The organism is Streptomyces sp. NBC_01454 (assembly GCF_036227565.1).
Taxonomy (GTDB): Bacteria; Actinomycetota; Actinomycetes; order Streptomycetales; family Streptomycetaceae; genus Streptomyces.
The window spans coordinates 5,684,999-5,709,497 of sequence record NZ_CP109460.1 but is presented as its reverse complement, the minus strand read 5'-3'; the positions used below and the strand labels follow the sequence as shown (position 1 = coordinate 5,709,497).

Genomic DNA, 24,499 nt, shown 5'->3' with positions numbered 1-24,499 from the left:
CACGAAGGGTCTGACTCACATCTGACGGATGACAGATATTGAAATCTGTCATCCGTCATGTCATGGTGAATACGCGGCGGCACGGCAGCGCGGCCGCCCGCCCCTCCCCCTCTCTCAGGAGCACGCAGTGCAGACCCGCACCCTGGGCACCACCGGCCCACAGACCTCCGCCCTCGGCCTCGGCTGCATGGGCATGTCCGCCCTCTACGGCGACAGCGACCGCGCCGAGTCCCTCGCCACCGTCCATGCCGCCCTCGAAGCGGGCATCACCCTGCTCGACACCGGCGACTTCTACGGCATGGGCCACAACGAACTACTGATCAACGAGGCGTTGCGCACCGCCCCCGCCGCGGCCCGCGAACAGGCGCTGATCAGCGTCAAGTTCGGCGCTTTGCGCACCGTCGAAGGCGGCTTCACCGGCTACGACGGCCGGCCGGAGGCGGTGAAGAACTTCGCCGCCTACTCCCTCCAGCGCCTCGGGACCGACCACATCGACATCTACCGGATCGCCCGGATCGATCCGGACGTCCCGGTCGAGGAGACCGTCGGCGCCCTCGCCGAGCTGGTCGAAGCCGGGCACGTCCGGCACATCGGCCTGTCCGAGGTCGGCGCCCGGACCCTGCGCCGGGCCGCCGCCGTCGCCCCGATCTCCGACCTCCAGATCGAGTACTCCCTCGTCTCCCGCGGCATCGAGGAGTCGATCCTGCCCACCGCCCGTGAACTGGGCATCGGCATCACCGCCTACGGTGTCCTGTCCCGCGGCCTGATCAGCGGCCACTTCAGCCGCGGGCGCACGCTCGCCCCGAATGACTTCCGCGGCCGGAGTCCGCGCTTCCAGGGCGAGAACCTCGACCGCAATCTCGACCTGGTGGACGCCCTGCGCAAGATCGCCGAGCAGAAGGGCGTCTCGGTCGCCCAGATCGCCATCGCCTGGGTGCTCTCCCGCGGCGAGGACATCGTCCCGCTGGTCGGCGCCCGCCGCCGCGACCGCCTGACCGAGGCCCTCGGCGCCCTGGACGTCGCCCTGGACGCCGAGGACCTGACCGCGATCGAGCGCGCGATCCCGATCGGCGCCGCCGCCGGTGACCGTTACCCCGCCGACCAGATGGCCCACCTGGACAGCGAGCGCTGACCGCGCGGCGGCCGTGACCACGGGAGCGGGTGCGGGGCGCGGCCAGGTACCGTCCGTACGTACCCGGCGCACGGATCCGGTGCACGGACGCCCCGGCGGCCGCCACCGTCACCCGGCACGGCATCCGCGCGGCACCCGCACGGCACCCGCCGTGTGCCACCCCGCCGTGTGCCACCCGGAACCGGTCGCCGGCCCCGCCCCGCCCTCCCGAAAGGCCGACCCGCCCCATGCCGCCCGAAACGCTGACCCCCGAGCGCATCCTCGAAGCCACCGAGGAGGTGCTGCGCCGCTACGGCCCGGCCAAGGCCACGGTCGTGGATGTGGCGCGTGCCCTGGGTGTCAGCCACGGCAGCGTCTACCGCCACTTCCGCACGAAGGCGGCACTGCGGGAAGCCGTCACGGAGCGCTGGCTGGACCGTACGAGTCAGCAGCTGTCGGTCATCGTCACCGAAGAGGGCCCGGCTCCGGAGCGGCTGGACCGCTGGCTGACCGCCCTCTTCGAAGCCAAGCGGCACAAGGCCGGCGACGACCCCGAACTCTTCGCCACCTATATGACGTTGATCGGTGAGAGCGGCGGCGTGGTCGACCGTCATGTCACCGATCTCGAAGCCCAGCTCACCACCCTCATCGAAGCCGGCGTCAGCCAGGGCGCGTTCCACACCCCGTCCCCGGCCACCACCGCCCGCGCCGTCTTCGACGCCACCGGCCGCTTCCACGACCCCTGTTACGCCGCCGAGTGGTCCCGCCCCGACATCGCCCACGACTTCGACGCCGTCCGCCACCTGGTCCTGCGGGGCCTGCGCAGCTGACGGTGCGCGGACCGGCCCGCGCACCGGCCCGCACGCCGACCGGCCACAGCCCGACGGCGAGGCCCCGCCCCCACCCCAACCGCCGTCCGCTCCCCTCCCCCGGACCCCCGGCCGCCCCCCCCGCACACGCAAAAGCGCCGGCTGGGCCCGGAAGTTCCGAGCCCGGCCGGCGCCTGGGAGCACCGGGGCGGCGCCGGACACCGGCACCGCCCCGCGAGCGATCAGCAGCCGAGCAGCCGCGCGCCCAGGTAGGCCTGGATCTGGTCCAGGCTGACGCGCTCCTGCTTCATGGTGTCGCGCTCACGCACGGTCACCGCGTTGTCGTCGAGGGTGTCGAAGTCGACCGTGACGCAGAACGGCGTACCGATCTCGTCCTGGCGGCGGTAGCGGCGGCCGATCGCGCCCGCGTCGTCGAACTCGATGTTCCAGTTCTTGCGCAGGTCCGCCGCGAGGCCCTTGGCCTTCGGCGACAGCTGCGGGTTGCGGGACAGCGGCAGCACCGCGACCTTGACCGGCGCCAGGCGCGGGTCGAGCCGCATGACCGTGCGCTTCTCCATCTTGCCCTTGGCGTTGGGCGCCTCGTCCTCGATGTATGCGTCGAGCATGAAGGCGAGCATCGCGCGGTTCACACCGGCGGCCGGCTCGATGACGTACGGAGTCCAGCGCTCGCCGGCCTCCTGGTCGAAGTAGGAGAGGTCCTGGCCGGAGGCCTTGGCGTGCGCCGACAGGTCGTAGTCGGTGCGGTTGGCCACACCCTCCAGCTCGGAGAACTCGGTGCCGCCGAAGTTGAAGCGGTACTCGATGTCAGCGGTGCGCTTGGAGTAGTGCGAGAGCTTCTCGGCCGGGTGGTCGTACCAGCGGATGTTCTCCTCGCGGATGCCGAGGTCGCGGTACCAGTTCCACCGCTCGGCCATCCAGTACTCCTGCCACTTCTCGTCCTCGCCCGGCTTGACGAAGAACTCCATCTCCATCTGCTCGAACTCGCGGGTGCGGAAGATGAAGTTGCCGGGCGTGATCTCGTTGCGGAAGGACTTGCCCATCTGCGCGATGCCGAACGGCGGCTTCTTGCGGGAAGTCTGCTGCACCTGGGCGAAGTTGGTGAAGATGCCCTGGGCGGTCTCGGGGCGCAGGTACGCGACCGAGGCGGTGTCCTGGGACGGGCCGAGGTGGGTGGAGAGCAGGCCGGAGAACTGCTTGGGCTCGGTGAAGCCGCCCTTGTTGCCGCAGTGCGGGCAGTTGACGTCGGCGAGGCCGTTCTCGGGGAGCCTGCCGTGCTTGGCCTCGTACGCCTCCTCCAGGTGGTCCGCGCGGAAGCGCTTGTGGCAGGAGGTGCACTCGGTCAGCGGGTCCGTGAAGGTGGCGACGTGGCCGGACGCCTGCCAGACCTCGGGGGCCAGGATCACCGACGAGTCGAGACCGACGACGTCTTCGCGGGAGGTGACCATGGCGCGCCACCACTGACGCTTGATGTTCTCCTTGAGCTCGACGCCCAGCGGACCGTAATCCCAGGCAGCCCGGGAGCCGCCGTAGATCTCACTGCACGGGTATACGAAGCCACGGCGCTTGCTCAGGCTGACGATGGTATCGATCTTGTCGGCGGCCACGGTGCTCTCTTCATTACGACGACGAACGATGAATGGGCGGTGCCCTGTCGTCTCACTGAGGGGGTGGTGGTCGGGAGACGGCTGGGCGAATAGTTCAGGGTACCGGCGGCCGTACCCCCTGGATCAAATCGGTTCCGGCCCACTGTCGCCCCGCTCACACCGCCCCGACTGTTGTTGACAATCGTTTCCACTTTTGTTGAAAATGAGTGTCATGAACATACGCCGTCACATATCCACCGCGACTCTCGCCGGGGTCTCGGCGCTCGGCCTGCTGACCCTCTCCGCCTGCTCCCCCGCGAGCGGCGCGCACACCGAGGACGGCAGGCTGCGGGTGACAGCGTCCTTCTATCCCATGGAATTCCTCGCCCAGCAGATCGGCGGGAAGCACGTCGAGGTGACCGACCTCACCAAGCCCGGCGTCGAGCCGCACGACCTGGAGCTCACCCCGAAGCAGACCGCCCAGCTGGGAGAGTCCGGCGCGATCGTCTACCTCAAGGGCCTGCAGCCCGCCGTGGACGACGCCGTCGCCCAGTCCGGCGTCAAGCACATCGCCGACGCCGCCTCCGTCACCCCCCTGGAGAAGCACGGCACCGAGGTCGACGGCCACCACCACACCACGGGCGACAACCACTCGCACTCCGAGGCCGAGGGCGGCAACGACCCGCACATCTGGCTCGACCCCGTGAAGTACGCCGAGGTCGCCAAGGGCGTCAATAAGACCCTCGCCCAGGCCGACCCGGCCCACAAGGCCGACTTCCAGAAGAACACCGATGCACTGGTGAACAAGCTGGACGGCCTGAACAAGGACTTCCGGGAGGGGCTGAAGAAGCGGTCCTCGGACACCTTCCTGACCACCCACGCGGCCTTCGGCTACCTCGCCGAGCGCTACGGCCTGACCGAGGAGGCCATCAGCGGCCTCGACCCGGAGTCCGAGCCCAGCGCCCACCGCATCAAAGACCTGCACACCCTCGCCACGAAGCACCACGTCTCCACCGTCTTCTTCGAGACGATCGCCAACCCGGCCACCGCCAAGGCCCTGGCCGGCGATCTCCATCTGAAGACCGATGTCCTCGACCCGCTCGAGGGGATCACCGGCAAGAGCCGCGGCAAGGACTACTTCGGTGTGCAGCGCGCCAACCTCGCCGCGCTCCAGAAGGCGCTCGGCAGCAAGTGACGCACACCGCACCGCACGCGACGGAGGTCACCATGAACGATCCGCTCCCCGAGCCGGTCATCGACCTGCGCGACGCCACCGCCTCCCTGGGCGCCCGGCCCGTATTGCGCGGCATCGATCTCACCGTCCGTAGGGGCGAGGTGGTCGCGCTGCTCGGCGCCAACGGCTCCGGCAAGTCGACCGCCGTCCGGTCCGTGATCGGCCAGGTCCCGCTCACCGGCGGCGAGCTGGCCCTCTTCGGCACCCCGTTCCGGCGGTTCCGGGACTGGGCCCGGATCGGCTACGTCCCGCAGCGCACCACCGCGGCCGGCGGGGTGCCCGCCACCGTCCGCGAGGTCGTCACGGCCGGCCGGCTGGCCCGTACGAAGCTGGGCATCCTGCGCAAGGCCGACCGGGCCGCGGTGCACCACGCCCTGGAGCTGGTGGGCATGGCCGACCGCGCCAAGGACTCCGTCAACGCGCTCTCCGGCGGCCAGCACCAGCGGGTGCTGATCGCCCGCGCGCTGGCCGGCGCACCGGAACTGCTGATCATGGACGAGCCGATGGCCGGCGTCGACCTGGCCAGCCAGGAGGTGCTCGCCACCGCCCTGCGCGAGCAGGTCGGCCGCGGCAGCACGGTCCTGCTGGTGCTCCACGAGCTGGGCCCGCTGGAGCCGCTGATCGACCGCGCGGTGGTGCTGCGCGACGGCTGCGTGGTCCACGACGGCCCGCCGCCCGAGGCCGTGGGCCAGCATGCGCTGCCCGGCCATGACCATGTCCACCCGCACGCCGACGCGGCCGCGGAACCGATCCGGACGGGGCTGCTGACCTGATGGAAATCCTCGATTACGCCTTTATGCAGCGCGCGTTGATCGCCGCCCTGATCGTCGGCGTCACCGCCCCCGCCATCGGCATCTACCTCGTCCAGCGCCGCCAGGCCCTGATGGGCGACGGCATCGGACATGTCGCGCTCACCGGCGTCGGCCTGGGCTTTCTGCTCAACACCAGCCCGGTGTGGGTCGCCACCGCCGTCGCCGTCGCCGGCTCCGTCGTCATGGAGCTGATCCGCTGGTACGGCAAGACCCGCGGCGATCTCGCGCTGGCCATGCTGTTCTACGGCGGCATGGCGGGCGGCGTGATGCTGATGAACCTCTCCGACGCGGGCTCCAACGCCAACCTCGGTACCTATCTCTTCGGCTCGATCACCACCGTCTCCCCGCAGGACATGACGACGATCTACGTGCTCGCCGCCCTGGTGCTGGCCATCACGATCGGGCTGCGCCGTCAGCTGTTCGCCGTCTGCCAGGACGAGGAGTTCGCCCGGGTGACCGGCCTGCCGGTGCGGCTGCTCAATCTGCTGGTCGCGGTCACCGCCGCGGTCACCGTCACCGTCGCCATGCGCGTCGTCGGGCTGCTGCTGGTCAGCGCCCTGATGGTGATCCCGGTCGCGGCCGCCCAGCAGATCAGCCGCAGCTTCGCGGTCACCTTCGCCACGGCCGTCGCCATCGGTGTGGCGGTCACGGTGACGGGTACCACCACCTCGTACTACGTCGATGTGCCGTCCGGCGCGACGATCGTGCTGTTCGCCATCGGCCTGTTCGTGATCTTCACCGCGCTCGCCGCGCCGCTCGCGAAAAAGCGCGCAAGGGCTGCCGCTGAGGCCTCCCGCGGGTGCACCCTGGAGGTACCCGGCAGCCGCGGCGCCACGGACGATGTGAGCGTGGCCGGATGAGCAGGGCAGCAAGGCGTCGGCGGGCGCAGACAGATGTACGTGTAAGCGTCCCCCCCAGGGGGCCGGTCATCACCTGGCACAATGGCAGGACGCACGTGCAGGGGGAAGACCTGACGTTCTAGGGAGGCAACGGTGGCGACGAGCGCGGGATCTCCGGTACGCGGCCGGTCGACGCGGCAGCGAACCGCGGTGTCGGCCGCACTCGACGAGGTCGACGAGTTCCGCAGTGCACAGGAGCTGCACGACATGCTCAAGCACCGGGGCGACTCGGTGGGACTCACCACCGTCTACCGGACGCTGCAGTCGCTGGCCGACGCCGGTGAGGTCGATGTGCTGCGGACCAGCGACGGCGAGTCGGTCTACCGCCGGTGCAGCACCGACGATCACCACCACCATCTGGTGTGCCGGAGCTGCGGCAAGGCCGTCGAGGTCGAGGGCCCCGCGGTGGAGAAGTGGGCGGACCAGATCGCCGCGGAGCACGGCTTCCGCGATGTCGCGCACACCATCGAGATCTTCGGGACCTGCGGGGAGTGCGCGGCGGGATCCGGCGACGAGCAGTAGCCCCGGACCCGCCGAGAGCCAGGGACTGTCCCTGGAGCCGATGACCAGCTGATCGGGCCGCTTCCGCAGGGAGGCGGCCCTTTTGGTGTCCCGGCGCGGGGGCGGCCCTCTGGGGTGTCCGGCGGCCTGCCGTTCCCGGTTCCCTCACTTCCGCCGGCCGGTTCGGCGGCCTCGCCGGCCCGATTCCGCGACCTGCCCGACAAGCTCCCCCGCCCCGGCCGGTCCACCCCTCCCGACCTGCGCGGTAGCGCTGCCCCGCGCCGCCTGGTGCGGCCGCTCCGGCCGTCCGGCCCGAATTCCGTTTCCCCCTCTTCCTCCCGACTCGGGAAAACTGTCAGGTACACGCTGGTGATACCCTTGACGGGCCATCAGCGCGGATTCACGCGCACACCACGGGGGGTAGGAATGGGCGTTCTCGGCGAGCTCTGGGACGACGGCACGAAGCTGGTCGGCGATGTGGTCGAGGTCGGCAAGGACGTCTTGATGGCTCCGGCCGAAATCGCGCACTGGGCGCTTACCCAGATGTTCGGCGGCGGCGAGGCGGATCTGCAGAAGATCTCGGCCGAGCTGAAGAAGCTGAGCAAGGAGCTGGACGGCCTGACCAAGGAGATCAACTCCACCCTCGGCAAGCTCTCCTGGCACGGCCCGGCCTCCGACGCGTTCGTCACCGTCGCGCACAGCCGCGTCAAGGAGATGAACCAGATCTCGGACGATCTGGGCACGCTGGGCGACTCGGTCGACCGGCTCTCCAAGGTCTACTGACAGACCCTCACTCTCTTTTCGGGCCCGGCCTCTCCGGAGCCCGCATCCACGGAACCGGCACACCCGGCACATTCAGCACACCCGGGCCCGGCATGCCGGATTCTTCGCGGTTCACCACCACATCACGGGGGTTGTTCGGATGGCAGGCGACACATTCGGGGTCGAGACGGCGGAGCTCGCCAAGATCGAGAAGGACTGGCACTCGGTCAGCCGGCGCATGGCGGAGCTCAACGAGCAGTTGGGGCAGATCAAGGAGACGCTGCTCACCGCGGCCTCGATCGACCTCGCCGCGGCACCGCTGGCTTCACTCCCCGGCTTCGGCATCGCCTACCAGGTGCTCGCGGACGTGAAGGAGATCGCGGAGGTCAGCAAGCGCCTTGAGGAGAGCAAGAAGAAGCTGCTCGGGGAGCTGGCCGGGGACGCCGAGAAGATCAAGAAGGTCAAGGCCGAGTACGAGGCCAACGAGAAGAAGATCGAAGACGCGCTGAAGAAGATCCACCACCGCAAGCGGCACGACTCCCCCGCCTCGCCCGGCCACACCGGCGGCGGAGGCGGTGGAGGCCACACCGGCGGAGGCGGCGGTAACGGCGGAGGCGGCACCGGCGGTGGCGGTGGCGGTGGCGGCGGCAGCACCGGCGCCGGCGGCCCGGCCCCCGCCCAGGGGCACGGCGACGGCAAGTGGGACACGAAGGGCGACTGGGACGCCTGGTCGCCGGGCAAGCATCACACCACCACGGGCGCGGGCGTCGAGACCGCCCCCGACACCTCCGGGCTGCCCGGTGAGCGCAAGGACATCATCGACCGCGCCCTGGAGCGGGTGAACCACCGCATCGGCTACAGCCAGTCGGCCACCACCAACGGCTACCGCGACGACTGCTCGGGCTTCGTCTCCGCCGCCTGGGGCCTGGAGCCGCCGGGTCTGAACACCTACGGCCTGATGGGCAACAACACCGCCCACGAGATCACCAAGAACGATCTGCAGCCGGGCGACGCCCTGATCGCCGGCGACCACACCGTCCTGTTCGGCGGCTGGGCCGACAAGGAGCACACCAAGTACATCGCCCTGGAGGACAACGGCTCCCAGGGCACCGTCTCCCACGTCATCCCGTACCCGTACTACTCGGGCGACGCCGCACACGAGAGTTCGATGGGCAAGCCGTACGTCCCCTACCGCCGCAACGGCCTCTGACCGTACGGCCACTGTCCGCACGGTTACCGACCCTCACGCCCCCGCCCCGCACGGCCTCCGATCCGCACACGAGAGAGAACGCCTGTATGTTCACCCGCCGTCTGCTCACCGCAGCCGTCCTTGCCGCGTCGCTGGCCACACTCACGTCGTGCAAGGGCGAGGACACGTCCGCCTCCCCGGACGCGAGCGCGTCCGCCGCCTCGTCACCGGCGTCCACGCCGACCGACGCGCCCGGCGACGCGGGGACCGACGCACCGACCGGCGGGCCGGGCGACGGCCCGTCCGCCTCGGCCTCCGCGTCCACCTCCGGGCAGAAGGACCTGCCGATCGACCCGGAGCCGTCGTCCGACTGCACCCCGGCCAAGCCGGCCGAGGGGCACCGGATGGTGCAGGTCACCCGCGCACCGGCCGGCGGCGTACTGCCCGTCAAGCAGGCGCAGTTCGCCTGTGACCCCAACGGCGGCGGCTACGCGGGAACGGGCAAGGCCGGCCGGTACCGGCTGGCCGCGGGCGCCACGGCCGAGCTGACCACGAGCGCGACCGGCCACCGCACGGTGTCCCTCGCCGCGCTCAGCGGGCACCTCACCGCCTGCCTGAAGCACGACCAGGTCAAGGCACCCCTCGCCTGCTCGGGAGACATCTACGAGCTCACCCTGAACGGCTCCGGTGCCGTCTCGCACCTCCGCGAGATCTGGCACTCCTGACGGGTACGGGAAAGGGGGCCGGTGGCGTTCGCCCGAACACCACCGGCCCCCACGCGTCTCCCCGCAGCCCGTTTCCCGCCGGACCTACGTCGCGGACTCGCCCTCCGCCACCGGCGCCGCCCCGAACCGGCGGTCCCGCTGCGCGTACTCCAGGCATGCCTGCCACAGGTTCCGCCGGTCGAAATCCGGCCACAGGATGTCCTGGAAGACCATCTCGGCGTAAGCGCTCTGCCAGATCAGATAGTTCGAGGTCCGCTGCTCGCCCGAGGGCCGCACGAAGAGGTCCACATCCGGCATGTCCGGGTAGTACATGTACTTCGCGACGGTCTTCTCGTTGACCTTCGACGGGTCCAGCTTTCCGGCCCGTACATCCGCCGCGATGGCCGCCGCCGCATCGGCGATTTCCGCCCGCCCGCCGTAATTCACGCAGAAATACAGCGTCATGGCGTCATTGTTCTTGGTCTGTTCCTGGGCGACCTGGAGCTCCTGCACCACGGACTTCCACAGCTTCGGCATCCGCCCGACCCAGCGGATACGAATACCCAGCGCGTCCATCTCGTCACGGCGCCGGCGGATCACATCGCGGTTGAAGTTCATCAGGAAGCGGACCTCGTCGGGCGACCGCTTCCAGTTCTCCGTCGAGAAGGCGTACAGCGAAAGATTCTTCACGCCCATTTCGATGCAGCCCTTGAGGACGTCCATGACGACGCCCTCGCCGACCTTGTGGCCCTCGGTGCGCGGCAGCCCGCGCTCCTTGGCCCAGCGGCCGTTGCCGTCCATGACGACCGCCACATGGTTCGGGACGAGCTCACCGGGGATCTTCGGCGGCCGCGCACCGGAAGGGTGCAGCTCGGGCGTCACGTACTCACGTCGATTACGGCCCAGAATCCCGCGTCGTGCCATGCGGCCCACGTCTCCTATGTGTCTTGTGCGGTCGAGCTGTCTTGAGGTTCGGGGGTGTCTTGAGGGTCGGGGGGTGTGTCGCTGTGCGTTATTTCTCTACGTACCGGAGGGAACGCAGGCCCCGCTCCAGATGCCAGTGCAAATACGCCGTGACCAGTCCGCTGCCCTCGCGGGCATGGCGGGCCTCGCAGGCGTCCGCGGTCTCCCAGTCGCCGGTCAGCAGCGCGCTCAGGAGCCCAATGGCCTCAGAGGAGGGTACGACGCTCCCCGCCACCCGGCAGTCGCCGCAGGTCACACCGCCCGACGCAACCGAGAAGAACCGGTTCGGACCGGGCATTCCGCACCGTGCGCAGCTGTCGAAACTCGGCGCATAACCGTTCACCGCGAGCGAGCGCAGCAGGAAGGCGTCCAGTACGAGATGCGGCTCGTGCTCACCACGGGCCAGTGTCCGCAGCCCGCCGACCAGCAGCAGATACTGCTGCACGGCGGGCTCGCCCTCGTGGTCGGCGAACCGCTCGGCGGTCTCCAGCATCGCGGTGCCGGCCGTGTAGCGGGCGTAGTCGGTGACGATGCCGCCGCCGTACGCCGCGATCGTCTCGCTCTGCGTGCACAGCGGCAGCCCGCGCCCGATCAGCTCGCTGCCGCGCGCGTAAAACTGCACGTCGACGTGCGAAAACGGCTCCAGCCGCGCCCCGAACTTCGACTTCGTCCGCCGCACCCCCCGGGCCACGGCACGGACCCGTCCGTGACCTCGGGTGAGCAGCGTGATGATCCGGTCCGCCTCACCCAGCTTCTGGGTGCGCAGCACGATGCCGTCGTCGCGGAACAGACTCATGGCGCCATTCTCGCGCATCGGCGGGGCCGGGTGACCCTCAGCCTGCCCCTCAGCCCCGGTCGCCCCGGGAGGGCTCGGACAGCGCGGCGGTGAGCTTCCGGGCCACGTCCATCGAACATCGCCCCAGCTCAATGAGGGGCGGAATGTACCGGTGGGCGATCGAAACGGGGTCGGGACGCAGCGACGGCAGCACCACTCCCGCACGGGCGAGTGCCTCCCGCAGTTCCGTCGCCACGTCTTCCACTTCCTTGAACTGCTGCATGAGCATCCGCACTTTCCGTGAGGGGATTTCACTGTTCGCAGTCAGAGAGTGACGCTACGGAACTAGCCTGGGCAAGGGGGCCGCCGCTGCAACGGCCGCGCAGAGAGAGGACGTACGTCATGGCCAACGCTTCACGCCAAGCCGCCTGGGAGTTCTGGGGCACGGAGCTCAAGCGACGACGGGAGGACGCGGGCTTAACCCAGGAGGGACTGGGGGGCATGGTCTTCGTGTCCGGCGGCTACATCGGCCAGTTCGAGCAGGCGATCCGGAAGCCGCAGCTGGATGTGGCGATCCGGATCGACGCCATCCTGCAAACCGATGGCTTTTTCGAGCGGACGTGGCGAAAGCTGATCGACGATCAGCGGTATCCGGACTATTTCGCGGCAGTCGTGGAGTTGGAACGCGTCACCACGCGGATCTGCGAGTTCGCTCCCACGGTCGCGCCGGGGCTGTTGCAGACGGCTGAGTACGCCCGGGCCGTCACTGTGGCAGCCAATCCGTTCGCCACTGAAGAATTCGTGGAGGAGAAGGTCTCAGCTCGACTGGAGCGAGCCGACATCCTCAAGGGCCCTACACGGCCACAGTATTGGGCCGTACTGCACGAGACCGTACTGCGCATCCCGGTGGGCGGCTCAGCCACGATGACTGCCCAGTTGGAACGCATCGCCAAGCTTGTCCGCCAGCGCAACGTCCTCGCGGCCGTACTCCCTTATTCAGCTGGGGCACACGCCTACATGACCGGGACTCTGAAGCTCATGGAGTTCGCGGACGCACCGCCGACTGCCTATACAGAGACAGAGTTTTCGGGGAATTTGCTGGACAGTCCGGCGGTGGTGAAGCAGGCGCAGCACGCATACGATCTACTCAGGGTCGCCGCGCTGTCGCCGGAGGCGTCCCTGGCCCTGATCGAGTCGGCGGCTGAGGATTACAGACGATGCGCGAGTGCGAGCTGAACAACGCCCAGTGGCGCAAGAGCAGCTACAGCAACGGCCAGGGCGGCGACTGCCTTGAGGTCTCCGACCACCACCCCGGCGTCGTCCCCGTCCGCGACAGCAAGACTCCCCACGGCCCCGCCCTGATCTTCCCGGCCGGCGGCTGGACCGCCTTCGTCGAAGCCGTCAAAGGTGGGCAACTCGGAGCCGTCTGAGCAGCTTTCACGAGGCATGCACACGAGGTACACAAAGGCCCCGCCATCCCACTGGATGACGGGGCCACATCACGTTATGGTCCGGGTCATCATGGGCGGAAGGCGACCTTCCGCGCTTCTCAGTCCCCCGTGGGAAGGGCCCCTCACGGCACGTCAACTCCCCGGTAGCATCCCGTGATGATCGGCAACACGACGCCGTGCAGGCCGACCCCGTCAGTACCCCAATTGAGGATCTCGATGACATCCATACCGGAGGCGCTGTTGTGGTGCCTCAGCGCAGGTACGGCCGCCGCCGTGGTCCTGGCGGCGCTCTCGATCCGGGCGCGCGGACAGCGCGCGGACCTGAGATCACGCCTCTCCGCCGCTGAGGAACAGAACAGCGCCACGCTCCGCAGCAATACGGAGCTGTCGGCACGACTGCGTGCCACCGAGGCCGAGATCCGGCACCTGGCCGAAACCCGGCTCCCCGACCTGACGCTGGCGCTCGCGCACCCGCATGTGCCCGTGCCCGGCCTGATGGACGCCCGGTTCGCCGGGACGGACGCCGACCGGGCGCTCGGCGCCGTGCTGGAGCAGGTCAGCGACGCCATCACCAAGGAGCGGGCGCGGGTCGACGCCGCGGCGCAGTCCACGCTGCGCGGGGCGACCACCACCATCCAGGCGCTGCTCTACCAGCTCCAGACGGCGCTGCAGGAGATGCAGCACCGCTACGACGACCCGAACGTCGCCCAGGACCTGCTGAACGCCGACTTCCTCAACGAGCAGGCGCTGCGGCGCGTGCAGGCCACCGGCGTCGTGTGCGGCGCCTGGCCGGGGCTGACCCGCGAGGACTCCTACCTCGCCGAATTGGTCGTCGGCGCCACCTCCCGGCTGCGCGGCTACGACCGCGTACAGGTCAGCAACCAGCTGCGCGACCCGGTCGCCGTCGTCGCGCGGGCCGTCGAGCCGGTCGCGATCGTCGTCACCGAGCTGCTGGCGAACGCGCTGCACCACTCGCACCGTGAACTTCCGGTCATCATCACCCTTCAGCAGGGCAACCGCGGTGCGTCGGTGATCGTCGACGACTACGGCGTCGGCATGCACGACGACGAGATCAAGGCCGCGATGGAGCTGCTGGCGGGCGACGACGACCTGCTGCTGACCCAGCTCGGCGACCCGCCGCGGTCCGGCTTCGCCGCCGCCGGCCAGCTGGTGCGCCAATACGGCTTCGGTGTGCACGTCGAGCCGTCGCCGTACGGCGGCGTGCGCGCGGTCGTGTACATCCCGGGTGACCCCCTCCTCACCGTCCTCGACGAGAGCACCCAGCCCATGTCCGTGATGGCTCCGCTGCCGCACCGTTCGGGGGTACCGGACCGGTCCGCGTCCGTACTGCCGACCGGCACCGCGTCTCCCGCCGCCGCGCCCGCCGCGCCCGCCCCTGCCGCACCGGCGGCTCCGGCTCCGCAGCCGGCCGACCGGTTCGAGGCCGCGCCGCCCGTGCAGACGGAGGGCGAACTCCCGCGCCGGCGCCGCCGTATGCCCGTATCCGAAAGCCCCGACAGCGCCGACAGCGAGGAGAGCGCCGAGCGCACCGCCTCGCTTCCCCCGCGCTCCCCGGAGGAGACCGGGTCCCGCTGGGCCGCACTCCAGCGCGGCACCGAATCCGGCCGGGCAGCCGTCCAGTCAGAACCCCCTCGCAGTCCCGAAGGGAACGCTCAATCATGAACAGCCCCACCCGCCGCCGTGTCGCCGAGGACAAGTCCTGGGTGCTCACGCCCCTCCTGGAGTTGCCGCATGTGATCCACGCCGCCGTCATCTCCGGCGACGGCTTCATCGAGGGCTCCTCGCCGGGGCTGAAGCGGGACTCCGCCGAGGGTGTCGCCGCGATGATGTCCGCCCTGCAGGGCGCGGGACGGGCCGTCACCGCGGCCTTCGCCGAGAAGGACGACACCCGGCTGCGGCAGACCGTCATCGAGTCCGATGAGGGCTTCGTCTTCGCGATACCGGCCGGCGAGAACACCTGCCTGGCCGTCTTCGCCGGTCCGGAGGTGAACATGGGAGTCGTCGCTCACCACATGCAGGTGCAGGTCACGACGCTGGGCAACAAGGTCATGAACAGCCGGGCCCGGGACCTCGGTAACCCGGCATGACGCCGCGCCAGAGCAGCGGCAGGCGCCTCGTACCGGCCTATCTGGCGACCGGCGGACGCGCCCGGCCGAGCCGTAACACCCTCGACCGGCTCACCCTGTTGCACGGCGTGGGCATGCCGATCACCAGTGAGGTACGCCCGGAGGAGCACCGCATCCTGGAGCTGCTGCAGCCCGGGGCGCTGTCTCTGGCGGAGGTCGCCGCCCACCTTCACCTCCCTGTGAGCGTGGTGAAGGTGCTGGTGGCCGATCTCGTCGACGCCGGGCGGCTGCACGCCCGGCCCCCCATTCCCGAAGCCGAGCAATTCGACCGACAGATCCTGGAGAGGGTTCTCGATGGACTCCGCTCTCTCAAGTGCTAGCGCCGAAACCGGCGCGGGCACCGGCAACATGTACCTCTCCGGCGAGCACCAGACCCTGGTCAAACTGCTGATCGCGGGGCCGTTCGGGGTCGGCAAGACCACGCTCATCCGGGCGTTGTCCGAAACCCCCCCGCTGCACACCGAGGAGGTCATGACGCAGACCGGCGCGGGTGTCGACAATCTCGCCGGTGTCCGGGAGAAGACCACCACCACCGTCGCCATCGACTTCGGACGGCTGACGCTGCCCGGGGACCTGGTGCTGTATCTGTTCGGCACACCCGGGCAGAAACGTTTCCGGCCCCTGTGGCAGGACATCGCCCGCGGTGCGCTGGGCGCCCTGGTCCTCGCGGACACCCGCCGGCTGGCGGACTCCTTCGAGGTGATGGACATCGTCGAGGAGGCCGGGCTGCGCTACGCGGTCGCGGTCAACACCTTCCCCGACGCGCCCCAGTACAGCGCCGAAAAGCTCCGCGAGGCCCTCGACCTGCACCCCGAGACACCGCTGGTGATGTGCGACGCCCGCGACCGGGAACAGTCCGTCGACGCGCTGATCGCGCTCGTCGGGCACGTCCTGGCCCACACCCCCGAGGAGAACCCGAACCCGTGACTTCCCCGCACCGGCCGGGAGCCGCACCGCCACCGGGCTGCCCGGCGCACGCCGCCCCTCCGCAGCAGTACGCTCCGGCGCAGCCCGACGCCCAGACGCCGGTGAAGCTCTACGGTCCGGACTTCGCCGCCGACCCGCGCCGCGTCTACGCGCACCTGCGGCAGTACGGCGCGCTGGCACCGGTCGAGATCGCACCGGAGGTGACCGCGATGCTGGTCACCGACTACCGGGCGGCGCTCGATCTGCTGCACGACGACGCCACCTGGTCCAAGGATTCCCGGGAGTGGATGACGACCGTCCCCCCGGACTCCGCCGTCATGCCGATGCTGATGTGGCGGCCCAACATCTTCTACGCCGACGGGCCGGCGCACGTCCGCTACCGGGACGTCGTCGTCGACAGCTTCAAGCTCGTCGAGCCGCACGAGCTGCGGGCCCGGGTCCATCACGCCGCGGACTCCCTGATCCAGCGGTTCGGGGCGCACGGCGAGGTCGATCTGATCGCCGAGTACGCGCGGCTGATCCCGCTCCTGATGTTCAACAACCTCTTCGGGCTGCCGGATTCCTACAGCGACCGGCTGATCTCGGCCATCGGGGGCATGCTGGACGGCAACTCCCCCGAGGAGGCCGCCGCCGCCAACGAGGCGTACACCAGCTACATCATGGAGCTGGTGGGCGCGAAGAAGGCCCAGCGCGGACCGGACCTGACCTCCTGGTTCATGGACCACCCCCACGCGCTGAACGACGAGGAACTGATCCACAACATCATCCTCACGATGGGCGCGGGCAACGAGCCGCTCGCCAACCTCATCGGCAACGCGCTGGCGCGGATGCTCTCCGACGACCGGTACTACAACACCCTGTCCGGCGGCGCGCTCACCGCGCACGACGCGATCAACGAGGTGCTGTGGAACGACCCGCCACTGACCAACTACTCCGCCCACTACCCGGTCCGCGATGTGTTCTTCCACGGCACCTGGGTGCGCAAGGGGCAGCTGGTGATGGTGTCGTACGCGGCCGCCAACAGCCAGTTCGACACCACCGGGCAGACCGGTCCCGGCTCCGGGGGCGGCTCGCACCTGTCCTGGGCGGCCGGTCCGCACGCCTGCCCCGTGAAGCGGCACGCCCTGCTGATCGCCACCACCGCGATCGAGCGGCTGACCGCCTGGCTCTCCGACATCGAACTCGCCGTGGACTCCTCCACGCTGCAGTGGCGCAACGGCGCGTTCCACCGGGCCCTGGTGGCGCTGCCGGCCCGCTTCACGCCCATCACCCCCGACCAGGCAGGAGCAACGCCGTGGCACAACAGGGACAGCGGCCCTACGTCATCGACCCGGTCGGAAGCGACATCCACGGAGAGGCAGCCCGCCTCCGCGCGCTAGGCCCGGTGGCCCGCACCGAACTGCCGGGCGGCATCGAGGCGTGGACGGTCACCAGCCACACCCTGCTCAAGCAGCTGCTGACCGACGACCGGGTCTCCAAGAACCCGCGGGACCACTGGCCGGAATGGCAGCGCGAGGAGGTCCGCAACAGCTGGCTGCAGTCCTGGATCGGCGTCACCAACATGTTCACCGCGTACGGCGCGGACCACCGGCGGCTGCGCAAGCTGATCGCCCCGGCGTTCACCGCCCGCCGTACCGAGGCCATCCTCCCGCGGGTGGAGGGCATCACGCAGGGCTTACTGGCCGAGCTCGCCGCCCACCCGGCGGGCGAGCCGCTGGACCTGCGGGCGCGCTTCAACCACCCGCTGCCCATGCAGGTCATCTGCGAGCTGTTCGGCTTCCCGGAGGGCGCGGCGCGCGTCGAACTCGCGCGTCTCGTCGAGGCCATCATGGACACCACGGCCACCCCGGAACAGGCCGGTGCCACCGCCGCGGCGGTCTATGAGCTGCTCGGTGAACTGGTCGCGGCCAAGCGCGAGAACCCGGCCGACGACCTGACCAGCCTGCTGGTCTCCGCCCGGGACGACGACGGCCGGCGGATGACCGAGCGGGAGCTGCTCGACACCCTGCTGCTGGTCATCGGCGCCGGTCACGAGACCACCGTCGACCTGCTGGGCAATGCCGTCCATGCCCTGCTCACCCACCCCGGGCAGCTCGCGCTGGTGCTCTCGGGCCAGGTCTCCTGGAAGGACGTCATCGAGGAGACCCTGCGCTGGGCGCCCAGCATCGCCAGCCTGCCGCTGCGGTTCGCCGTCGAGGACATCGACATCCCGGACGGTCCCACCATCCGCAAGGGTGAGGCGATCCTCCCGGGGTACGCCGCGGCCGGCCGAGACCCCGCCTTCCACGGGGAGACCGCCGCCGAGTTCGACATCCGGCGCTCCGACCCCGAGCACCTCGCCTTCGGCCACGGCGTCCACCACTGCCTGGGCGCCCCGCTGGCCCGGATGGAGGCCCGGATCGCCCTGCCGGCTCTCTTCGCCCGCTTCCCGGACATCCAACTTGCCGTTCCGGCCGAGGAGTTGGCAGCTACGGGCGGCTTCATCTCGGGCGGCCTGCGCAGTCTGCCGGTACGGCTGACCACGGGCTGAGCTTCCCGGGCCGCTCCGGCTGCGCGTCCGCCGACCCCGTCATCCGCTTCCGGGTGGCGGGGTCGTCGTCTTCGCCGGCAGCCGCCGCCGGGCCGCTTCGGGGGCTCAGGAGGGCGTGCGGGCCGCCGCCAGCAGGCGGTGGATGTCGGCGGGGCGGAGCATCAGCGCGCTGCCGACGGTGCTGAGCACCTCGCGCTCCGCGGGCGTGTAGGCGCCGTCGGCGAGCGCGATACGGGCGCCCTGGAGGAGCAGCGCCTCCCGGCCCGCCGGGGCGAGGTGCGGGGCCAGCGGCTCCAGCGACTCATGGAGCTCTATGGCCAGTGCGGTGCCGCACGGGTCCATGCCCTGGTGGGCACAGTGACCGGCCGCCGCCCCCTCGTAACTGCCGGTCACCCGGCCGGTGTCGGCGGCGAGCGCGGCGAGCAGGGTGAGCAGCTGGTCCTCGGAGCAGTCCGCGAAGCCGGCCGCGCGGACCGTGCTGACGGCGGCGTCGCGGACCGCACGCGACGAGGTGCCGCCCGCGGCCAGCAGCGCCAGGGTGAGGGTGTGGACGGCATCCCTGAGCATCGCGGAGAAGCGGACGGTGGTGGGGTGGTCGAGGGCGTCGGGGCCGAAGTGTCCGCGGCAGGCGGAGCACTCCAGGACGGGTCCGGCGGCGCCGCGGGAGAGCAGCGGGACGCCGAGGACGGTGAGACGGCGGCGGCCGGTCCTGCGGAGATAGTTGCGGTCCCCGCCGCAGTCCGGACAGAAGAACTCGCCGTCGGCGACGGTACGCCAGGACGTGCGCACGCCCATCACACACATCTTGTGCATCACGTCAGCCCTCCGTAACTCTCCCGTGGCCCTCCGGGCACGGGAGGTAACCCCCTCGCCCCGTCGCCGCATTGGACGTGATGTTAGCCACATGCATGATGCGGCGTCAGCACCTCGTATCGGACAACTGGCCGGATGGCGAAGGAGGACGACGGGCCCCGACCGTCCCGGAGGGGGCGGGACGGGGCCCGTCGGCGCCCCGTGGGGGCCCCGGCCGCCGCCCGTCGGCCGAGGTCGACGGGCGTACGGGGTCAGCGGCGGTCCGGCGGCATCAGCCTTGCGGGGCCGTCAACACTCCGGGGTGTGTACTCCTGGCGTGATGAAGGACCTTGGCCACTTCCCGGGCCTGGTTGTCCAGTCCGCGGGCGTTGGGGTGGACCAGGGTGCAGGCCTCGCCGGTGCCGGGGATGTCGTTGCACAGCTCCGTCGGCGGGTCGGTCTGGTCGCCGTCACCGGTGAGGTTGTCCCGGATGCCGTACATCCACTTCGCCTCCCCGCTCTGGCAGACCCCGTGGCCCACGCTGGGTCCATAGGTGTCGACATAGGTCGCGTTCCGGTGGCCGGCGTGGCGGTGCAGCAGGTCGTTCAGGCGCTTCTCCAGTCCGTCCAGCCAGGGCATGTCGCCCTTCTTGACGCTGCCGAGCTGGTTCCAGTGCAGGAAGCTGCAGCCGGAGGTGTCGGGGACGATGGCGGGGTAGCCGACGACGGCGACCTGGGCGTGCGGCGCGGCCGCGTGGATCGCCGTCATCATGCGGCCGAAGTCGGCGTCCAGCCGCGCGAAGCTGTCCGCCAGCCAGTCCGCCCCGGCCCCGTCGCCGGTGTAGTGGTCGGTACAGGGCTTGGTCTTCAGGGGCTGGGTGAGGCCGAGTTCGATGCACTTGCCCAGGATGGCGCCGAAGCCGAGGGAGTTGCCGCCGATGCCGACGGTGACGAAGTCGGTGTCCGGGGACAGCGCCTCCAGCTGGGCGGGCAGTTCGGGCCAGCCCCCCTCGGGCGGGACCGTCGGCGGGCCGAGGATCTTGTCGGACGGCTGGGGCTCCAGAATCCCGTCGACGACCTCGGCCGCTCCGCAGGTCACATCCCTCAGCCGATAGCCGAACCGCTCCGCCACCTGGTGGGGGTAGTTGCGGTACGAGCGGCCGCAGCCGTCGCTCTCGTCCCAGGGGCGGACGAACACGCCGGCGCTGTAGGAGTCGCCGAGCGCGACATACTCCGGGCGGTCGGCCGCCTCGGCCCGCGCTCCGGTCGCCGCCGGGGTGAGGGCCGATGCCACGACAGCGAGCGCGGCGGCACCCGCCAGCACCAGCCGGGAGAGTGCGGGCATGCGCAATCTGGTCATCTGCACGTCCTTGGTGTGCGCGGCGCGGCCTGTCCGACCGGCGCTCCTCACCAAAAGTACCAACTCAATTACGCAGAGTTACCTTTGAAGATTTCAAACCCCACCTTCAGGTGGCGGTGCCGCACAACGGCGCGCCCCCGCAGCCCGGTGGGGGCTACGGGGGCGCGGTGCGCAACTCGGTGATCGTGCCCGTGAGTTGGGCCCGATCGTGCAGGTCAGCGCGCGGCGCGGTTGACGGCGGAGGCGACCGCCTTGATCGAGGCGCGGACGATGTTGGCGTCGATGCCGACGCCCCACAGCACCTTGTCGCCGATCGCGCACTCGACATACGCGGCGGCCTGGGCGCCGGCACCCTCACTCATGGTGTGCTCGACGTAGTCCAGCACGCGCACGTCCGTGTCGATCGCGGCCAGCGAGTCGATGAACGCGGCCAGCGGGCCGTTGCCGCTACCGGTCAGCACGGTGTCCGCGCCGTTGACGACCGCCTCGACGGTCAGCGCGTCGGTGCCGTCGCTCGTGGACGAGGTCTGGGCGGAGCGCAGCGCGATGCGGCCCCAGGCGTTCTCCGGCGTGGGCAGGTACTCGTCCTGGAAGGCGGACCAGATCGCGGCGGGCGTGACCTCGCCGCCCTCGGCGTCGGTCTTCTCCTGGATGATCCGGGAGAACTCGATCTGCATCCGGCGCGGCAGGTCCAGCTTGTGGTCGTTCTTCAGGACGTAGGCGATACCGCCCTTGCCGGACTGCGAGTTGACGCGAATGACGGCCTCGTAGGAGCGGCCGACGTCCTTGGGGTCGATGGGCAGGTACGGGACCGCCCACTCGAGGTCGTCCACGGTCTTGCCGGCGGCGGTGGCCTCGGCCTCCATGGCGTCGAAGCCCTTCTTGATGGCGTCCTGGTGGGAGCCGGAGAAGGCGGTGTAGACCAGATCGCCCGCGTAGGGGTGGCGCGGGTGGATCTCCATCTGGTTGCAGTACTCGCTGGTGCGACGGATCTCGTCGATCTGCGAGAAGTCGATCTGCGGGTCGACGCCCTGGGAGAACAGGTTCATGCCCAGCGTCACCAGGTCGACATTGCCGGTGCGCTCGCCCTGCCCGAACAGGCAGCCCTCGATACGGTCCGCGCCCGCCATGATCGCCAGCTCGGCGGCGGCGACGGCGGTGCCCCGGTCGTTGTGCGGGTGGACCGACAGGCATACGTGCGCACGCCGGGACAGGTGGCGCGACATCCACTCGAAGCGGTCGGCGTGCGTGGACGGCGTCGAACGCTCGACGGTGGCGGGCAGGTTCAGGATGATCTCGCGGCCCTCTTCGGGCTGCCAGACGTCACAGACCGCCTCGCAGACCTCCAGCGCGAAGTCCAGCTCGGTGTCGGTGAAGATCTCCGGGCTGTACTGGTAGCCGAAGATCGTCTCGTCGCCCAGGATCTTGTCGGCGTACTCCATGACCAGCCGGGTGCCGTCCACGGCGATCTGCTTGACCTGGTCCTTCGAGCCGCGGAAGACGACCCGGCGGAAGGTGGGCGCGGTGGCGTTGTACAGGTGCACCGTGGCGCGGTGGGCGCCGCGCAGCGACTCGACGGTGCGCTCGATCAGCTCCTCGCGGGCCTGCGTCAGGACGGAGATCGTCACGTCCTCGGGGATCGCGCCCTCTTCGATGATGGAGCGGACGAAGGCGAAGTCGGTCTCACCGGAGGACGGGAAGCCGACCTCGATCTCCTTGTAGCCCATGCGCACCAGCAGATCGAACATCTCGCGCTTGCGGGCCGGTGACATCGGGTCGATCAGCGCCTGGTTGCCGTCGCGCAGATCGGTCGACAGCCAGCGGGGCGCGGCGGTGATGCGGTTGTCCGGCCAGGTGCGGTCCGGGATGTCGACCGCTTCGTAGCCGCCGTACTTGTGGACCGGCATGCCGGAGGGCCGCTGCAGCTGCGTCGCGTTCGTCACCGGGGTGCGGCGGCCGACGGCATGGTCTGCGGGGCTCGACGGATTCGACATGGTGCGTGGGGCTCCTCGTATTCCGCTGGTGTCCCCCTGCTCATCAGGAGCCAGGAGGGGGCCGACGGGGCGACAAGATCGCAACACCGAACTCCGCGGGGAGGGGGTCGGCCTACGACTACAGGCCCTCGCCGCGGCAGCTAAGGAGAAGCAGCCCGAAACGCATGATGCACAGCACCCTAGCTGAGGTACGCCCTGTGTGGCGGGTGCGTATCAGTATGCGGGACGGGGCGGGCCGCATGGCATAAATGCGACTAACCACACTTTTCCGGGAATTTCAGCCGCAGGCAGTGACAGCCGCATTACAGAGTGCCACCGTTTGCGTATGGACCTCAACGACGCGACGCCAGAACCGGCCGGCAGCGGCACCCCCGTCTTCTGCACGATCATCCCGCCGCACATCCTCGACAATCTGGCCCGGTCCGACGACCCGGCCCGGCACGAGCCCGCCCGCCGCACCCTGGAGCACGACCACGCACGGCGCACCCAGCGCCGTGAGATCGCCGCCCGTGACCTCACCCCCGGCGAGCCCGGGGCCGCCGCCGACAAGCCCAAGCGCACCATCTACGACGCCCGCCACCAGGAGACCCTGCCTGGCCACAAGGTGCACAGCGAGACGGACGGCCCCTCCAAGGACGCCTCCGTCAACCGCGCGCACGCCGGCCTCGGCGCCACCTTCGAGCTCTACCTCAAGGTCTACGGCCGCAAGTCCATCGACGGCGCCGGCCTGCCGCTCAACGCCACGGTCCACTACGGCCAGAAGTACGACAACGCCTTCTGGGACGGCGAGCGGATGGTGTTCGGCGACGGCGACAACGACCTGTTCAAGGACTTCACCATCCCCGTCGACGTCATCGGTCACGAGCTGACCCACGGCGTCACGCAGTACACCGCCAACCTCGACTACGAGGGCCAGCCCGGCGCCCTCAACGAGTCCGTCTCCGATGTCTTCGGCGTACTGATCAAGCAGTACGCCCTCGGCCAGACCGCCGACCAGGCCGACTGGCTGATCGGCGCCGATCTGCTCGGCCCGAACGTCACCGGCAAGGCCCTGCGCTCGATGAAGGCCCCCGGGACCGCGTACGACGACGACGTCCTCGGCAAGGACCCGCAGCCCGCCACGATGAAGGGCTATGTCCGCACCACCGACGACAACGGCGGGGTGCACATCAACTCCGGCATCCCCAACCACGCCTTCTACCTGGCCGCCACCGCGCTCGGCGGCAAGGCCTGGGAGCGGGCCGGGCAGGTCTGGTACGACGTGCTGACCGGCGGCAAACTCGCCAAGAACGCGCAGTTCGCCGACTTCGCCGCCCTCACCATCAAGGCGGCGCAGGCCCGTTTCGGTGCCGGCGCCGCACACGACGCCATGGTCAAGGCCTGGAGCCAGGTCGGCGTCACGCCCAAGTAGCACGGCGCGGGGACGAGGTCCGCGGGGCGGGGCGCTCGGCAGAGCCGCCCCGCCCCGCGCACGCATACCGTGCCCCCGCGGGGTACAAGTCCGTCGTAGACGTCAAAGGAGCCTGTTATGCGCATCCACGTCCATCGCACCGGCGGATTCAGCGGCGTCGACCGCCGCGCGGAGATCGACACCGCGGACCGCGACGACGCCGACGACTTGCGGTCCCTGGCCGACAAGGCCGTCGCCACCGCCCGCTCCGAGCCCCCCGTCGGGGTCCCGGACGGCTTCAGCTACCGGATCACCATCGACGGCCGCACGGTGTACTGCGCCGATCCCCGGCTCACCGACGAACAGCGGACGCTGATCAGCAAGGTGCTGAAGGAAGGCTCGTAGGCCACGCGGCCGGAGCCCGCCCACCCGTGCCACCACGCCTCACGCGATTCCCCGCCCCGGCGCATGACCGGGGCCCGGTGAGCGCCCCTCGCCGCCCGGAGTCCGCGGGCAGGCGGCCCCCAACTCGCCTCCTGTGCCGC

Annotated in this window: 26 protein-coding genes; 19 read left to right on the top strand and 7 right to left on the bottom strand. The window is 70.1% G+C overall.

The annotated features are described in order from the left end of the window. The first annotated feature begins 127 nt into the window (after positions 1–127). Positions 128–1,132 (top strand): aldo/keto reductase, encoded by a 1,005-nt coding sequence (locus OIU81_RS25285; RefSeq protein WP_329151436.1) that lies wholly within the window; start codon positions 128–130, stop codon positions 1,130–1,132. A 227-nt stretch (positions 1,133–1,359) separates the two neighbouring features. Then, positions 1,360–1,941, top strand: coding sequence for a TetR family transcriptional regulator (locus OIU81_RS25280; RefSeq protein ID WP_329151435.1), 582 nt, complete (start codon positions 1,360–1,362; stop codon positions 1,939–1,941). A gap of 221 nt (positions 1,942–2,162) precedes the next feature. On the opposite strand, the gene OIU81_RS25275 is transcribed toward OIU81_RS25280, so the two are convergent. Further along, entirely contained in the window at positions 2,163–3,545 is a 1,383-nt protein-coding gene (locus OIU81_RS25275; RefSeq protein ID WP_249637464.1) for a glycine--tRNA ligase, read from the bottom strand. A gap of 211 nt (positions 3,546–3,756) precedes the next feature. Here OIU81_RS25275 and OIU81_RS25270 point away from each other — a divergent pair, with 211 nt between their 5' ends. From OIU81_RS25270 to OIU81_RS25240, 7 genes are all read left to right on the top strand, one after another. Beyond that, positions 3,757–4,719 carry a metal ABC transporter substrate-binding protein gene (locus OIU81_RS25270; protein ID WP_329151434.1) on the top strand — a complete coding sequence of 321 codons (963 nt, stop codon included), beginning with the start codon at positions 3,757–3,759 and terminating at the stop codon, positions 4,717–4,719. A 32-nt stretch (positions 4,720–4,751) separates the two neighbouring features. Next, complete coding sequence (locus tag OIU81_RS25265) at positions 4,752–5,531, top strand: metal ABC transporter ATP-binding protein (protein WP_329151433.1); 780 nt, start codon at positions 4,752–4,754, stop codon at positions 5,529–5,531. Next, complete coding sequence (locus tag OIU81_RS25260) at positions 5,531–6,430, top strand: metal ABC transporter permease (RefSeq protein ID WP_329151432.1); 900 nt, start codon at positions 5,531–5,533, stop codon at positions 6,428–6,430. Before OIU81_RS25265 ends, OIU81_RS25260 begins: the two co-directional genes overlap by 1 nt. Positions 6,431–6,562: 132 nt before the next feature. Beyond that, complete coding sequence (locus OIU81_RS25255; protein WP_329151431.1) at positions 6,563–6,991, top strand: Fur family transcriptional regulator; 429 nt, start codon at positions 6,563–6,565, stop codon at positions 6,989–6,991. Between the two features lie 405 nt (positions 6,992–7,396). Beyond that, positions 7,397–7,753: a WXG100 family type VII secretion target gene (locus tag OIU81_RS25250; protein ID WP_329151430.1), complete on the top strand. Its 357-nt coding sequence runs from the start codon at positions 7,397–7,399 to the stop codon at positions 7,751–7,753. A gap of 139 nt (positions 7,754–7,892) precedes the next feature. Then, positions 7,893–8,942: a hypothetical protein gene (locus OIU81_RS25245; RefSeq protein WP_329151429.1), complete on the top strand. Its 1,050-nt coding sequence runs from the start codon at positions 7,893–7,895 to the stop codon at positions 8,940–8,942. An 86-nt stretch (positions 8,943–9,028) separates the two neighbouring features. After that, the gene (locus OIU81_RS25240; protein WP_329151428.1) at positions 9,029–9,646 is read left to right on the top strand and encodes a hypothetical protein; all 618 of its coding nucleotides are present in this window, start codon (positions 9,029–9,031) and stop codon (positions 9,644–9,646) included. Between the two features lie 84 nt (positions 9,647–9,730). Here OIU81_RS25240 and OIU81_RS25235 read toward each other — a convergent pair whose 3' ends face one another. The 3 genes from OIU81_RS25235 to OIU81_RS25225 all read right to left on the bottom strand — a co-directional run bounded on the left by OIU81_RS25235 (position 9,731) and on the right by OIU81_RS25225 (position 11,646). Then, complete coding sequence (locus tag OIU81_RS25235) at positions 9,731–10,549, bottom strand: isoprenyl transferase (protein WP_329151427.1); 819 nt, start codon at positions 10,547–10,549, stop codon at positions 9,731–9,733. 88 nt (positions 10,550–10,637) lie between these two features. Then, positions 10,638–11,384 (bottom strand): DNA repair protein RecO, encoded by a 747-nt coding sequence (gene recO, locus OIU81_RS25230; protein ID WP_329151426.1) that lies wholly within the window; start codon positions 11,382–11,384, stop codon positions 10,638–10,640. Positions 11,385–11,433: 49 nt separating this feature from the next. Next, a complete protein-coding gene (locus OIU81_RS25225; protein WP_443074163.1) occupies positions 11,434–11,646 on the bottom strand; it encodes a hypothetical protein in 213 nt (70 codons plus the stop codon). A gap of 119 nt (positions 11,647–11,765) precedes the next feature. On the opposite strand from OIU81_RS25225, the gene OIU81_RS25220 reads away from it, so the two are divergent. The 8 genes from OIU81_RS25220 (at position 11,766) to OIU81_RS25185 (ending at position 18,418) form a co-directional block, all read left to right on the top strand. Next, a complete protein-coding gene (locus OIU81_RS25220; RefSeq protein WP_329151424.1) occupies positions 11,766–12,599 on the top strand; it encodes a helix-turn-helix domain-containing protein in 834 nt (277 codons plus the stop codon). Further along, positions 12,581–12,793, top strand: a complete 213-nt coding sequence (locus OIU81_RS25215; protein ID WP_329151423.1) for a DUF397 domain-containing protein — start codon at positions 12,581–12,583, stop codon at positions 12,791–12,793. The genes OIU81_RS25220 and OIU81_RS25215 overlap by 19 nt, the downstream gene beginning before the upstream one ends. Positions 12,794–13,030: 237 nt before the next feature. Next, on the top strand, positions 13,031–14,497 hold the full coding sequence (locus OIU81_RS25210; RefSeq protein WP_329151422.1) for an ATP-binding protein: 1,467 nt from the start codon (positions 13,031–13,033) through the stop codon (positions 14,495–14,497). Continuing rightward, complete coding sequence (locus OIU81_RS25205) at positions 14,494–14,922, top strand: roadblock/LC7 domain-containing protein (protein WP_329151421.1); 429 nt, start codon at positions 14,494–14,496, stop codon at positions 14,920–14,922. The genes OIU81_RS25210 and OIU81_RS25205 overlap by 4 nt, the downstream gene beginning before the upstream one ends. After that, entirely contained in the window at positions 14,919–15,281 is a 363-nt protein-coding gene (locus OIU81_RS25200) for a DUF742 domain-containing protein (protein WP_329151420.1), read from the top strand. Before OIU81_RS25205 ends, OIU81_RS25200 begins: the two co-directional genes overlap by 4 nt. A gap of 28 nt (positions 15,282–15,309) precedes the next feature. Continuing rightward, positions 15,310–15,888 (top strand): GTP-binding protein, encoded by a 579-nt coding sequence (locus OIU81_RS25195; RefSeq protein ID WP_329155343.1) that lies wholly within the window; start codon positions 15,310–15,312, stop codon positions 15,886–15,888. Then, entirely contained in the window at positions 15,885–17,267 is a 1,383-nt protein-coding gene (locus tag OIU81_RS25190; RefSeq protein WP_329151419.1) for a cytochrome P450, read from the top strand. The genes OIU81_RS25195 and OIU81_RS25190 overlap by 4 nt, the downstream gene beginning before the upstream one ends. Further along, a complete protein-coding gene (locus OIU81_RS25185; RefSeq protein WP_329151418.1) occupies positions 17,183–18,418 on the top strand; it encodes a cytochrome P450 family protein in 1,236 nt (411 codons plus the stop codon). Before OIU81_RS25190 ends, OIU81_RS25185 begins: the two co-directional genes overlap by 85 nt. A 105-nt stretch (positions 18,419–18,523) precedes the next feature. Here the strand turns inward: OIU81_RS25185 and OIU81_RS25180 are convergent, their stop codons facing one another. From OIU81_RS25180 to leuA, 3 genes are all read right to left on the bottom strand, one after another. Beyond that, positions 18,524–19,231 carry a TerB family tellurite resistance protein gene (locus OIU81_RS25180; protein WP_329155342.1) on the bottom strand — a complete coding sequence of 236 codons (708 nt, stop codon included), beginning with the start codon at positions 19,229–19,231 and terminating at the stop codon, positions 18,524–18,526. A gap of 271 nt (positions 19,232–19,502) precedes the next feature. Further along, entirely contained in the window at positions 19,503–20,570 is a 1,068-nt protein-coding gene (locus OIU81_RS25175; protein WP_329151417.1) for an SGNH/GDSL hydrolase family protein, read from the bottom strand. Positions 20,571–20,785: 215 nt separating this feature from the next. After that, on the bottom strand, positions 20,786–22,564 hold the full coding sequence (gene leuA / locus OIU81_RS25170) for a 2-isopropylmalate synthase (RefSeq protein ID WP_329151416.1): 1,779 nt from the start codon (positions 22,562–22,564) through the stop codon (positions 20,786–20,788). A 325-nt stretch (positions 22,565–22,889) separates the two neighbouring features. Here leuA and OIU81_RS25165 point away from each other — a divergent pair, with 325 nt between their 5' ends. Both OIU81_RS25165 and OIU81_RS25160 read left to right on the top strand, forming a co-directional pair. After that, positions 22,890–23,975 (top strand): M4 family metallopeptidase, encoded by a 1,086-nt coding sequence (locus OIU81_RS25165; protein WP_329151415.1) that lies wholly within the window; start codon positions 22,890–22,892, stop codon positions 23,973–23,975. Positions 23,976–24,092: 117 nt separating this feature from the next. Continuing rightward, positions 24,093–24,359: a protealysin inhibitor emfourin gene (locus tag OIU81_RS25160; protein WP_329151414.1), complete on the top strand. Its 267-nt coding sequence runs from the start codon at positions 24,093–24,095 to the stop codon at positions 24,357–24,359. The last annotated feature ends 140 nt before the right edge of the window (positions 24,360–24,499 follow it).